The organism is Agromyces humatus (assembly GCF_021228295.1).
GTDB classification, from domain to species: domain Bacteria; phylum Actinomycetota; class Actinomycetes; order Actinomycetales; family Microbacteriaceae; genus Agromyces; species Agromyces humatus.
Window position 1 is genome coordinate 427,442 of record NZ_JAJQPD010000003.1, and the last position, 12,683, is coordinate 440,124.

A 12,683-nucleotide genomic window follows, 5' to 3' on the forward strand; every position below is an offset into this window, starting at 1 on the left:
GCATGAGCGACCTGATCGCGCAGCGCACCGCGGCGCCGATCGCCGAGCTCGACGGGGGGCGGCCCGGTGCGGCCGCCCCCGCGCCCCGGCGCCGCCGCCGGGGACCCGGCCAGTCGGGTTGGTGGGCCCTCGTCTTCATCGGGCCCACCGCCGTCGGGCTGTTGGCGTTCTACCTCTGGCCGACGGTGCGCACGTTCATCCTGTCGTTCACCAAGTCGGGGCCGTTCGGCGGCTCGGAGTTCGTCGGGCTCGACAACTACGTGCGACTCCTCGAAGATCCCGAGCTCATCGGCGCGCTCCGGAACACGGCCGTCTACACGGTCCTCGTGCTCGTCGGCATCCCGATCGCCGTGGGCATCGCAGCGCTCCTGAACACCACCGGCCTTCGGGGCCGCGGCATCTACCGCACCCTCTACTTCATCCCCGTCGTCACGATGCCGGCGGCGATCGCGCTCGTATGGCGCATGATCTACAACGGCGACTACGGCGTGCTCAACGAGGTGCTCGGCGTCTTCGGCATCCCGGGCAACAGCTGGCTCACCGACCCGACCACGGCCCTGGTCTCGATCGCCGTCGTCGGCATCTGGGCCGGCCTCGGCACGAACATCGTGATCTTCCTCGCCGGGCTGCAGGGCATCCCCGACACCGTGATGGAGGCGGCCGACCTCGACGGCGCCGGCCCGGTGCGCAAGTTCGTCTCGATCACGATCCCGCTGCTCTCACCGAGCATCTTCTTCGTGAGCGTCATCAGCGTGATCGGGGCGCTGCAGGTGTTCGACCTCATCTACATGATGCTCGGCCAGAACAATCCGGCGATGCCGAACACCCGGACGATCGTCTACCTCTTCTACGAGGCGGGCTTCCTCGACAACGAGCGCGGGTATGCGGCGGCCATCGCCTTCCTCCTGCTCGTCATCATCCTCGTCCTCACCGTCGTGCAGTTCCGGCTGCAGAAGAAGTGGGTGCACTATGAGTGACCTGACCCTGACCGAAGACCTGTCGACCCGAGCGGTCGTCGCGGGACCGACCACCCCCGCGGCATCCGCTTCGCCCGTTCGTCGCGGGCGACGCACCGGAGGCGGCAACTGGATCGTGCACCTCCTGCTCGGCTTCGGCGCCGTCGTGATGGTGTTCCCGTTCGTGTGGCAGGCCCTCACCGCGTTCAAGACGTTCCAGGACTCGGTGCAGGTGCCGCCCGTGGTCATCCCCGACCCGTGGGTGTTCACCAACTTCGTCGAGGTGTTCGACTCGATGCCGTTCGCCCAGATGTTCGCGAACTCGGTCCTGCTCACCATCGGCCGCACCGTCGGGCAGGTCATCCTGTGCACGATGGCGGGCTACGCATTCGCCCGCATCCCGTTCAGGGGGCGCAACGTCGTGTTCGTCGTGTTCCTCTCGGTGCTCATGGTGCCGTCGCAGCTGTACCTGCTGCCGCAGTACGAGATCATCCAGTCGCTCGGCTGGCTGAACACCCTGCAGGCGCTCATCGTGCCCGGCATCTTCAGCGCCTTCGGCACGTTCCTCATGCGCCAGTTCTTCATGTCGATGCCGGTCGAGCTCGAAGAGGCGGCCCGCATCGACGGGGCCAACCCGTGGCAGACGTTCTGGCGGGTCATGGTGCCGCTCGCGAAGCCCGGCATCATCGCGCTCACCGTGTTCACCGTGCTGTGGTCGTGGAACGACCTGCTGTGGCCGCTCGTCGTGACGACCGACCCCGAGAAGATGCCGCTCTCGGTGGGTCTGTCGCAGCTCGTCGGCCTGCACGGCACTGACTACCCTGTGCTCATGGCCGGCGCACTGCTCGCGACGCTGCCGATGCTGATCACGTTCATGATCCTGCAGAAGCAGTTCATCCAGGGCATCGCGTTCTCCGGGACGAAGGGGTGACGCGGATGACGCAGGCGAACGAGTCCGACCGCGACCGCGCGACGCGATCGACCGGTGCGAACGGTACCGGCGCGAACGGCGCCGCGCGCCGCCGGCCCACGCTTCGCATGGTCGCCGACCTCGCCGGGGTCTCGACCGCCACCGTCTCGTACGTGTTCTCGGGTCGGGGCGGCGGCGGTTCGGGCGTCGCCGAGCACACGGCCGCGCGCGTGCACGCCGCCGCCCGCGAGCTGAACTACCGGCCGAACCGTGCCGCGCGCACGATCCGTACGGGTCGCAGCGACACCGTGCAGCTCTCGCTGCACATGCTGAGCGACCCGTGGTCGCTCGCCGTCGCCGCGGCGGTCAACGAGGAGGCGAACCGGCACGGGCTCACGACGCTGATCCTCGCCGACGGCGACTGGTACGCCGCGCTCGACCGTGTCGAGAGCGACGTCGCCTACCTCGACGGGGCGGTCGACACCGACGACGGCAAGCGCAAGCTCGCCTCGCTCGTGGAGCGCGGCCAGCGGCTCGTCGTGTTCTCGGAGACGCTCGAGCCCGAGGGGTACGACGTGATCCGCTCCGACGCGATTCCCGGCTGCCACCTCGCGATGGACCACCTGCTCGAACGCCACACGGCGATCGGATGCCTCGTCGCCGAGGCCGCGTTCAGGGCGACGGGCCGTTCGCGATACACGCCATACGTCGAACGCCTGCGGTCGCGCGGACTGCCGGTGATCCCGTCGCACACCGCGACCTTCACCGAGACGCAGGCGAGCGCGTTCACTGCAGCGGTCACGCTGCTCTCGCAGCCTGAGCGGCCGACCGCGATCTACGCCACGACCGACTTCGCCGCGATCGCGGCGATCAACGCGGCGCACATGCTCGGGCTTCGGGTGCCGCACGACGTCGCCGTCATCGGTGTCGGCAACACGCCCGATGCCCGCCTCGTCTCGCCCACGCTGACCACCGTCGGCCCGACCGACTTCTACGAGCGGCAGGCCGAGATCATCGTCGCCCGAGCGCTCGAATCCCACACCGAGGAGCCCCGGCTCCACGACTTCCGCTGGTCGCTCGTCATGGGCGGCTCGACCGATCTCGACACGCCGCCGCGCACGCCCCGCCTGCGCGAACGCGACGCGTAACCCCCTGAAGGAGCACCACCCCGTGGATCTGAACATCGGCATCGTCGGCTTCGGCGCGCGCGCCTCACTCTGGACCGAGGCACATCGTCCGGGCCGCGGCTCCCGCGTCGTCGCCGTCTGCGACCCCGCCGAGCGCGCCCGCGCCGACGCGCGCACGGCGCTGCCCGAGGCATCCGTCACCGAATCGCTCGACGAGCTGCTCGCGATGGGACTCGACGCCGTCATGGTGCTGACCCCCGACCACCAGCACGCGCCCGTCGCGATCGCCGCGCTCGAGGCCGGCGTGCCGGTGTTCTGCGAGAAGCCGCTCGCAGTGACCGTCGGCGACGCCGACGCGATCCTCGAGACCGCGCGCCGCACCGGCACCAAGCTCTACGTGGGCCACAACATGCGGCACATGTCGGTCGTGGTGCTCATGCGCCGGCTCATCCACCAGGGGCGCATCGGCGAGGTGAAGGCCATCTGGTGCCGCCACTTCGTCGGCAACGGCGGCGACTACTACTTCAAGGACTGGCACGCCGAGCGCGAGAAGACCACCGGCCTGCTGCTGCAGAAGGGCGCGCACGATCTCGATGTCATCCATTGGCTTGCGGGCGCGTACACGACCGAGGTGCAGGCGATGGGGTCGCTGAGCGTCTACGGCGACGTCGGCGACCGGCGCGACCGGTCGGGCGAGCGTATGCGCGACTGGTTCAGCCTCGACAACTGGCCCCCGGCCGCGCAGACGGGGCTCAACCCCGTGATCGACGTCGAGGACATCTCGATGGTGAACCTGCGGCTCGGCAACGGCGTGCTCGCCTCGTACCAGCAATGCCACTTCACGCCCGACTACTGGCGCAACTACACGGTGATCGGCACCGAGGGTCGCATCGAGAACTTCGGGGATGTCTCGGGGTCGGAGGTGCGGCTCTGGAATCGGCGTCACCACGGGGCGGCGCCCGCCGACGAGACCTTCATCGTGCCCGAGTCGCCCGAGGATGTCGGTCACGACGGCGCCGATGCGCTGCTCGTCGCCGAGTTCCTGCGATTCGTGCGCGACGGCGGGCTCACCGAGACCTCGCCGGTGGCCGCGCGCGAGGCGGTCGCGGTCGGCATCCGTGCGACGGAGTCGCTGCGCGGCGACGGGGGCTCGCTCGCCGTGCCGCCGCTCGAGCCCGACCTCGTCGCCTACTTCGAGGGCGGTCAGGTCGAGTCGGCAGCGCTGGGTCGTCTGATCGACTCGCGCCGCTACGATGGCTGAGTCATCCGGCGCACCCACCGGACCACCCGCATGAACCGCCGCACCCAGCGGTTCGTGCGCCGAACAACGGAGTTCTCAGCACGATGAAGGCCCTCTACAAACCCGCCCCCGGCGCCGGCCTCGAGTACGTCGACCGGCCCGAGCCCGAACCGGGGCCCGCCGAGGTGAAGATCCGGGTACTCCGCACGGGCATCTGCGGCACCGACCTGCACATCGAGAAGTGGGACGACTGGGCCGCATCGACGATCGCCGCGCCGCTCGTGCCCGGGCACGAGTTCTACGGCGAGGTCGTCGAGGTCGGCGAGCTCGTGCACGACGTCGCCGTCGGCGACCACGTGTCGGGCGAGGGGCACGTCGTCTGCGGCATGTGCCGCAACTGCCGCGCGGGGCGCCGCCAGATGTGCATCCGCACCCAGGGCCTCGGGCTGCACCGCGACGGCGCGTTCGCCGAGTACGTCGTGCTTCCCGGCGAGAACGTGTGGGTGCACCACGCGCCCGTCGATCCCGAGGTCGGCGCGATCTTCGACCCGTTCGGCAACGCGGTGCACACCGCCCTCGCGTTCTCGGTCGTGGGCGAAGACGTGCTCGTCACGGGCTGCGGCCCCATCGGCCTGATGTCGATCGCGGTCGCCCGCCACGTCGGTGCCCGCTTCATCGTCGCCTCCGACGTGTCGCCCGCGCGGCTCGAGCTCGCGCTCGCCATGGGCGCCGACGCCGTCGTCGATGTCTCGGGCGAACGCATCCGCGACGTGCAGCCGCGGCTCGGCATGCGCGAGGGCTTCGATGTCGGCTTCGAGATGAGCGGGTCGCCTCGAGCGCTGCCCGAGATGATCGAGAACATGAATCACGGCGGTCGGATGGCCCTGCTCGGCCTCCCCGCCGAGCCGTACGCCGTCGACTGGGGCAAGGTGGTCACGCACATGCTCACGCTCAAGGGCATCTACGGTCGCGAGATGTTCGAGACGTGGAACTCGATGAGCGCCATGCTGCAGACGAGTTCGCAGCTGCGCTCGCGGGTGGCGTCGATCATCAGCGACCGCTACCCCGCGCGCGAGTGGCGCGCGGCATTCGACGCGGCCGCCTCGGGCGGCGCCGGCAAGGTCATCCTCGACTGGACGGAGCTCTGAACATGTACGGAACGGTTCGCGACCAGCTTCGCGCCGAACTCGACGAGATCGAGGCCGCCGGCCTCACGAAGCGCGAACGCGGCATCCACGGCCCGCAGTCCTCGCAGATCGAGGTCGCCGGGCGCGAGGTGCTGAACTTCTGCGCCAACAACTACCTCGGGCTGGCGAACGACCCGCGCATCGTCGCCGCGGCGCATCGGGGCCTCGACGAGTGGGGGTACGGCCTCGCGAGCGTGCGGTTCATCTGCGGAACGCAGGAGCTGCACCTCGAACTCGAACGCCGGGTGTCGGAGTTCCTCGGCTACGACGACACGATCCTGTTCTCGTCGTGCTTCGATGCGAACGGCGGGGTCTTCGAGGTGCTCTTCGGGGCCGACGACGCGATCATCAGCGATGAGCTCAACCACGCCTCGATCATCGACGGCATCCGCCTGTCGAAGGCGCAGCGGTTCCGCTACAAGAACCGCGACCTGGCCGACCTCGAGGCGCAGCTCATCGCGGCAGCCGGCGCGCGCCGCCGCGTGATCGTCACCGACGGGGTCTTCTCGATGGACGGCTACATCGCGCCGCTCGCCGAGATCTGCGATCTGGCCGACCGGTACGACGCGCTCGTCTTCGTCGACGACTCGCACGCCGTGGGCTTCGTCGGCGAGCACGGGCGCGGCACGCCCGAGTACTGCGGCGTCGAGGGCCGGGTCGACATCACGACCGGCACGTTCGGCAAGGCCCTCGGCGGAGCATCCGGCGGCTATGTGGCCGCGCGCGCCGAGATCGTGGCGCTGCTGCGCCAGCGCGCCCGGCCGTACCTCTTCTCGAACACGCTCGCGCCGGCGATCGTCGCCGGCACGATCGAGGCGCTGCAGCTCGTCGCGGGCTCCGGCGAGCTGCGTGACCGACTGCAGGCGAACGCGGCGCTGTTCCGTGCGCTCATGGAGGCCGAAGGCTTCGACCTGCTGCCCGGCGAGCACCCGATCGTGCCCGTCATGTTCGGTGACGCCGCGCTCACGGCTCGCATCGCCGACGCGCTGCAGGCGCGCGGTGTGTACGTGACGGCGTTCAGCTTCCCGGTGGTGCGGCGGGGACTCGCGCGGATCCGCGTGCAGCTTTCGGCCGCGCACTCCGCGGAGGAGATCCGTCGCTGCGTCCAGGCGTTCGCGGCCGCGCGCGACGAGGTGGCTGTGGGCGCCGCGGCCGAGTAGCCTCTCGCCGGCACTGTCGTTGGTCGAGGAGGCGCGCCGGCGCCGGCACTGTCGTTGGTTGAGGAGGCGCGCCTGCGCCGTCTCGAAACCCGCGCCGCGGCGATCTGGGGTTTCGAGACGCTCGCTGCGCTCGCTCCTCAACCCACGAATGCGCTGAACAGCAACCCCCGATCGAATCGATTCGGCCTAGAATCGGGCGCATGCAGTCCGATGAGCTCGCCCGACCCACGCTCGCCGACGTCGCGGCCCGCGCCGGCGTGTCGGCATCGACCGCCTCGCTCGCCTTCAGCGGCTCCGGCCCGGTGTCTGATGCCACCAAGGAGCGAGTGCTCGCGGCCGCCGCCGACCTCGGCTATGCGGGGCCCGACCCGCGCGCCCGGTCGCTGCGCCGCGGCCGCTCGGGCATCGTCGGCGTCGTGCTCGAGGAACGCATCCGGGATGCCTTCCTCGATCCCGTGAACATCCAGATGCTCGACGGCATCACCGAGGGCATCGCGCCGCTCGGCGCGGGACTGCTGCTCCTGACCGACACCGGCGAGGCGGGCGGCAACGCCGTCGGCATCGAGAGCGCGCCGGTCGACGCCGTCGTGCTCATCGGGTGCAGCCCGCGCCTGGGTCACTCGGTCGAGGCACTGCGTCGTCGCGGCATCCCGGCGGTCGCCATCGAAGGCGCGGCCGGCGAGGACATCCCCGAGATCTCGATCGACAACCGCGAGGCCACGAGGCGCGGGGCCGAGTACCTGCGCGAACTCGGGCACACGGATGTCGCGCTCGTGACACTCCCGTTCGACGCCGACCGCACTCGGGGCGAGCTGACCCCCGAGCTCATCGCCGGAAGCACCGCCGACACCGCGAGCGAGCGGCTCGCCGGAGCCCGGCTGGTATTCCCCGACGCCGGCGGTCGCGTGGCCGCGACGAGCTCGATCGAAGAGGGCCGAGAGGCCGGGCTCACCCTGCTGGCCGACTCGGCGACCCGCCCAACGGCGATCATCGCCCAGAGCGACCTTCTGGCAGCCGGGGTCATCAACGCGGCTGAAGAGCTCGGCATCGCCGTGCCCGCCGAGCTCAGCGTGCTCGGATTCGACGGCATCCGCGTCGACGGTTTGCAGCACGACCTCACGACGCTGGCCCAGCCTTCGGTCTCGAAGGGCAGGGCGGCCGGTGAGGCCGTCGTGCAGTTGCTCGCCGGTCGCCCGGGCGAGTCGGTGTGCTTCACGAGCACCCTGCACGTCGGCGACACGACGGCCGTGCCGCACCACCGCTGACGCGCCGCCGCACCACCGGTGACGCGCCGCCGCACCACCGGTGACGCGGTTGTGCCATGTCGCACTCTGGGCATCCCACCGGGCACCGCACCGGCCGGTGGAGCGCCAGACTTCACCGTATGCGTCCCCGTCACATCCCTCGAGCTCTCGCCATTCTGGCCACCGTCACCGCTCTGGTCGTCGGCCTCACCGCCCCGGCCGCCGCAGACGCGGCTGAGCCGCCCGACCTGACGCAGGCGGCAGGTGCGCTCGGAGAGACGCACGGCATCACGCTGCTGACCGGCGACCGGGTCGAGGTGGCCGAGTCCGCCGACGGGCGGCGCGCTGCCACGGTCACGCCGGGTCCCGGACGGGAGCAGGTCACCTTCCAGACCATCGAGGTGGACGGCGTGCTGCAGGTGCTGCCCAGCGACGCGATCCCATTCCTCGCCTCCGGGGTCATCGACGACAGCCTCTTCGAGGTCAGCACCCTGATCGAGGAGGGGTACGCCGATCTCGAGGCGCTGCCGCTCATCGTCTCCTGGTCGCCGGGCGTGCGGGCGGAGGCGATGGCCGTCGCGGGCGCCGAGCAGACCCGGGCCCTGCCGAGCATCGACGGGGCGGCACTCTCTGCCGGGGTCGACGACCTCGGGCAGGTGTGGGCGGCGATCACCGGCGGCGCGGTTGCGGAAGCGCCCGCGAATGGAAGTTCCGCACTGATGGCCGGTGGCATCGAACGGGTGTGGCTCGACGGTCGGGCCTCGGCCTCGCTGGACCAGAGCGTTCGACAGATCGGTGCGCCCGACGCATGGGAGGCCGGCTACCGCGGCACCGGCATCCGGGTGGCGGTGCTCGACACCGGCGTCGACGGGTCGCACCCCGACCTCGTGGGGCAGGTCGAGGAGGCGGTCGACTTCACCGGCAGTGAGACCGGCACCGCCGACCTCTTCGGCCACGGCACCCACGTCGCGGCCACCATCGCCGGCACCGGAGCGGGCGCTGGAGGCGCCAGGCCCGGCGTAGCGCCCGACGCCGACCTGATGATCGGCAAGGTGCTCAGCGACGACGGGTACGGGTACGACTCCTGGATCATCGCCGGCATGGAGTGGGCGGCGGAGCGCGCCGCAGTGGTCAACATGAGCCTCGGCGGCGGCCCTTCCGACGGGACGGACCCGCTCAGCCTCTCCCTGGACGCGCTCTCCGAGCAGACCGGAGCCCTCTTCGTCGTGGCCGCAGGCAACGACGGCACCGACGAGGCGGTCTCCACCCCGAGCACCGCACCCGCCGCGCTGTCGGTCGCCGCGGTCGACCGGGACGAGTCGCTGGCGGAGTTCTCCAGCCGTGGGCCGCGCACCGGCGACGGCGGGCTGAAGCCCGAGATCAGCGGGCCGGGGGTGGGGATCGTCGCAGCACGCGCGTCCGGGACGGCGATGGGCTCACCGGTCGACGCGCTGTACACGGCGTCCTCCGGCACATCGATGGCGACCCCGCACGTGGCGGGTGCCGCCGTCCTCCTCGCCCAGCAGCACCCCGACTGGACGGGGGAGCGGCTCAAGGACGCCTTGGTCAGCACCTCGCGGGCCAACCCCGACCTCGGGGTCTACGAGCAGGGCGCCGGCCGGGTCGACGTCGCCCGTGCGGTCAGCCAGCAGGTGACCGCCACGGGAATCGCGGACTTCGCGCTCCAGGGTGACGCGGTGGACGACGCGGTGCGCGAGCGCACCGTCACCTACCGCAACGAGGGCGATGAGCCCGTCACCCTCGATCTCGCCATCGAGGCCGCGAACCCCGACGACCCGGGATCCAGTACTCGCGCCTTCAGCGCGCCCGAGCAGGTCACCGTTCCCGCGCACGGCTCCGCCGAGGTCGACGTGGCGATCGACCAGTCCGCGCTCGACCAGGGCCGGTGGAGCGGCGCACTCATCGCGACGGCGCAGGGCGACGTGCTCGTGCGCAGCGCCATCGGTGCGGTCAAGAGAGGTCCGCGGCACACCGTGACCATCCGCGCAGTGGGCTTCGATGGCGGCGACACCTTCGTGCCGTCCCTCTCGCTGATCGGCGACCGGCCAGGCACCGAGTACCTCGGCTACCTCGACACGGGCGAGGTCGCCACCCTCGAGGTCGAGGAGGGCGACTACGTCGTGCAAGGCATCATCGAGGACTTCGGCAACGCTCAGGCGGAGCGGACCGGCACGGTGATTCTGCCCGACCTGGAGGTGACGTCCGATGTCGAGGTGGTGATCGACGCGCGAACGACGCGCCCGATCGAGATCCGGACCCCGGAACGGGCCGAGCAGCAGGGCGTGCTCAGCTGGTATGCCCACCGCCTCCTCACCAACGGCCGCGACATCCAGCACGGCGTCATGTCGTTCGAGCGGACGATGCCCTGGGTGACCCCGACCGATCCCGTCCGTGAGGGCGAGTTCGAGTTCTCCTCCCGATGGCAGCTCGTGCGCCCCTCCGCACTGATCACCCTGCCGGGCACCGAGCTGAGGCCCCAGGCCGGCCTGCTCATGGAGTCCGCGGTGCTCGACAGGGCGCTGCGCCTCGAACTCGTGGCGCCCGGACCGGAGCTGGAGGGCGTGAGCGGCAAGGTGGTCGTGGTGGATGCCCCCGACCAGGGCGCCGAGGTCGCACAGGTGGAGGCGGCTGCGGCTGCGGGCGCGCGGGCGATCATCCTGGTCCGACCCGCGACGAACAGCATCTTCACGGTGTTCGAGCCGGGCTTCGACCCGGGCCCGATTCCGGCGATGGTCACCACCGCCGAAGACGGGGCGGCGCTGATCCGGCACGCGCAGCAGCCGGGCAAGCAGCAGGTGGTCGTCGAGGCGAGCCGCACCAGCCCCTACCTCTACGACGTCATGCAGGTCTCGACCGGCGCGATCCCCGACGAGATCGTCCACCGCGTGACCGAGGCCAACAGTCACCTCGTCACCACCACCTACGTCGAGAGCGGCGGACGGCCCTACGCCCGCGAGCAGCGTTTCGGCTGGCGTCCGTGGATGACCTACTCGTGGAACGACGCGCAGCGCACGGTCGCCACCGGTGAGAGCCGGGTCGAGTGGGTCTCGGCGGGTGACTCGGTGTGGCAGCACCGGGTGCTGCACACCTGGGACAACTGGATCGGCACGGTCATCGGCGGCATGGCCGGACCGGCGCTCAGCTATGAAGCGGGACGTTCGAAGGAGCGCTGGTTCGATCCGGTCGTGCGTCCGGCTGCGATCGCCTCGATGCCGTCGACCCGCAGCGGTGACCGGATGCAGTTGCGCGTGCCCGAGCTCGTCGACGGCGCGGGTCACGCGGATGTGGGCGGTGTCTCCTCGAGCGCACGGCTCTACCGTGACGGCGAGCTGGTGGAGTCGCTGCCGAACGCACGACAGGCCCTCGATGTGATCGCCGAGGAGGCCGAGTACCGGCTCGAGCTCGATGTCGCCCGCGACGACGCGGAATGGCAGCAGGGTGTCCGCTCGTCGACGGCGTGGACCTTCCGGTCCGGCCGGCCGGACGAGGGTGCGACCGAGACGCTGCCGCTCCTGCAAGTGGTCTACGACGTTCCGACCGACGACGAGGGGCAGGCGACCAGTCGCCGTCACACGGTCTCCTGGCAGGTGACCGACCAGCTGGGCGCGGTGCGATCGCGTGCCACGCTGCAGGCGGAGGTGTCGTTCGACGATGGTGCGAACTGGCAGTCGTTGGCGGTCCGGCGGGACAAGGACGGCTTCTCCGCGGTGGTGCCGGCCGGCAGCGCGCCGGTCACGTTGCGGGTCACCGCCGTCGACGGCTCATCCACGGTGACCCAGGAGGTGGTCCGAGCCTACGCTCGGGGCTGAACGGAGTCAGAGCCACCCGCGCCGCGCCGCCTGATAGGCGAGCGCGGTGCGGGTGTCGACGCCCGCGATCGCCATCAGCCGGTCGAGGCGGCGCTGCACGGTGCGCCGGCTGATACCGAGCTGGGTCACGATCGACTTGTCGGGGGTCCCGGCGACGAGGAGCGAGAGCAGCAGGCGCTCCGCGTCGCCGATCCCGTCGAGCTCTCCGGGGGTGCCGGTTCTGTCGTCGCTCTCGGCGACACCGGTGCGCGGGAGCGGGCTGGCCCGCGCCCAGTGACCCTCGAACAGATCGAGCAGCGCGTTGAGCAGTTCGCCGCCTCGGATCACTGCCGCGCTCGGCTCGCCGAGTCCGCGCTCCTGGTCGTGGATCAACGGACAGATGGCAGTGCGCCGGTCGACGATCGCGAGCCGGATCGGGAGAGCGGGTGCGACCCGCGCCTCCTCGCCCCAGCCGATGCCCTCGAGCACGCTGTCGAGCTCACCGGGTCCTTCCAGCAGTGCACGCTCGTAGACCGCCCGGTAGCGGACGCCACGGGCAAGGGCGTCACGTTCCTCGGTGTTGTCGGCGCCCTGCATGGCGAGCGGGTTGGCCCGACAGAACCAGAGAATCTCCTCGCGAGCGGACTGCTGCAGGTCGCGCAGCCGCTCGCGCAGCGCCCCGGCTCCGACGACCACCTCGACCACGTGGTCGGCGTCGCGGCGACGGGCGACGGCGCGGAACTCCTCGCTCAGCCCGGCCACGAGCCGACGGTCGCCCTCCAGCGACTCCTGACGCCGAAGCAGGGCGGTGCCGAGCGCAACGTCAGGCGGTTGCGGGCGGAAGACCGGATCATCGCCGTACCGGACGACGAGGCCCTTCGCCTCCAGCCTGCGCAGGAGGTCGCCGGCCTGCTCGGCCGTGTGACCTGCGACGTCGGCCAACTGGTCGGCGCGCGCGACGGCGAGGCCGACGAGCAGCCGGTAGGCGTTCTCCTCCGCCGGATCGAGTAGCACTGACTCCTGCATCGGCTCCTCCCAGGGGCTCGCGCC

Annotated in this window: 9 protein-coding genes; 8 read left to right on the forward strand and 1 reads right to left on the reverse strand. The window is 71.0% G+C overall.

Translation table 11 applies throughout. The features are described 5' to 3' along the window. The first annotated feature begins 2 nt into the window (after positions 1–2). From LSF15_RS07205 to LSF15_RS07240, 8 genes are all read left to right on the forward strand, one after another. On the forward strand, positions 3–977 hold the full coding sequence (locus LSF15_RS07205; protein WP_232497842.1) for a carbohydrate ABC transporter permease: 975 nt from the start codon (positions 3–5) through the stop codon (positions 975–977). Further along, the gene (locus LSF15_RS07210; protein ID WP_232497843.1) at positions 970–1,887 is read left to right on the forward strand and encodes a carbohydrate ABC transporter permease; all 918 of its coding nucleotides are present in this window, start codon (positions 970–972) and stop codon (positions 1,885–1,887) included. Before LSF15_RS07205 ends, LSF15_RS07210 begins: the two co-directional genes overlap by 8 nt. Before the next feature lie 5 nt (positions 1,888–1,892). Further along, positions 1,893–3,014: a LacI family DNA-binding transcriptional regulator gene (locus LSF15_RS07215; protein ID WP_232497844.1), complete on the forward strand. Its 1,122-nt coding sequence runs from the start codon at positions 1,893–1,895 to the stop codon at positions 3,012–3,014. Between the two features lie 22 nt (positions 3,015–3,036). Then, positions 3,037–4,254 carry a Gfo/Idh/MocA family protein gene (locus LSF15_RS07220; protein WP_232497845.1) on the forward strand — a complete coding sequence of 406 codons (1,218 nt, stop codon included), beginning with the start codon at positions 3,037–3,039 and terminating at the stop codon, positions 4,252–4,254. Positions 4,255–4,337: 83 nt separating this feature from the next. Continuing rightward, a complete protein-coding gene (gene tdh / locus LSF15_RS07225; protein WP_232497846.1) occupies positions 4,338–5,381 on the forward strand; it encodes an L-threonine 3-dehydrogenase in 1,044 nt (347 codons plus the stop codon). A gap of 2 nt (positions 5,382–5,383) precedes the next feature. After that, complete coding sequence (locus tag LSF15_RS07230; protein WP_232497847.1) at positions 5,384–6,580, forward strand: glycine C-acetyltransferase; 1,197 nt, start codon at positions 5,384–5,386, stop codon at positions 6,578–6,580. Between the two features lie 200 nt (positions 6,581–6,780). Next, complete coding sequence (locus LSF15_RS07235; protein ID WP_232497848.1) at positions 6,781–7,845, forward strand: LacI family DNA-binding transcriptional regulator; 1,065 nt, start codon at positions 6,781–6,783, stop codon at positions 7,843–7,845. Positions 7,846–7,964: 119 nt separating this feature from the next. Then, positions 7,965–11,654, forward strand: coding sequence for a S8 family serine peptidase (locus tag LSF15_RS07240; RefSeq protein ID WP_232497849.1), 3,690 nt, complete (start codon positions 7,965–7,967; stop codon positions 11,652–11,654). Between the two features lie 6 nt (positions 11,655–11,660). Here the strand turns inward: LSF15_RS07240 and LSF15_RS07245 are convergent, their stop codons facing one another. Further along, positions 11,661–12,659 carry a hypothetical protein gene (locus LSF15_RS07245; protein ID WP_232497850.1) on the reverse strand — a complete coding sequence of 333 codons (999 nt, stop codon included), beginning with the start codon at positions 12,657–12,659 and terminating at the stop codon, positions 11,661–11,663. Positions 12,660–12,683 lie beyond the last annotated feature (24 nt).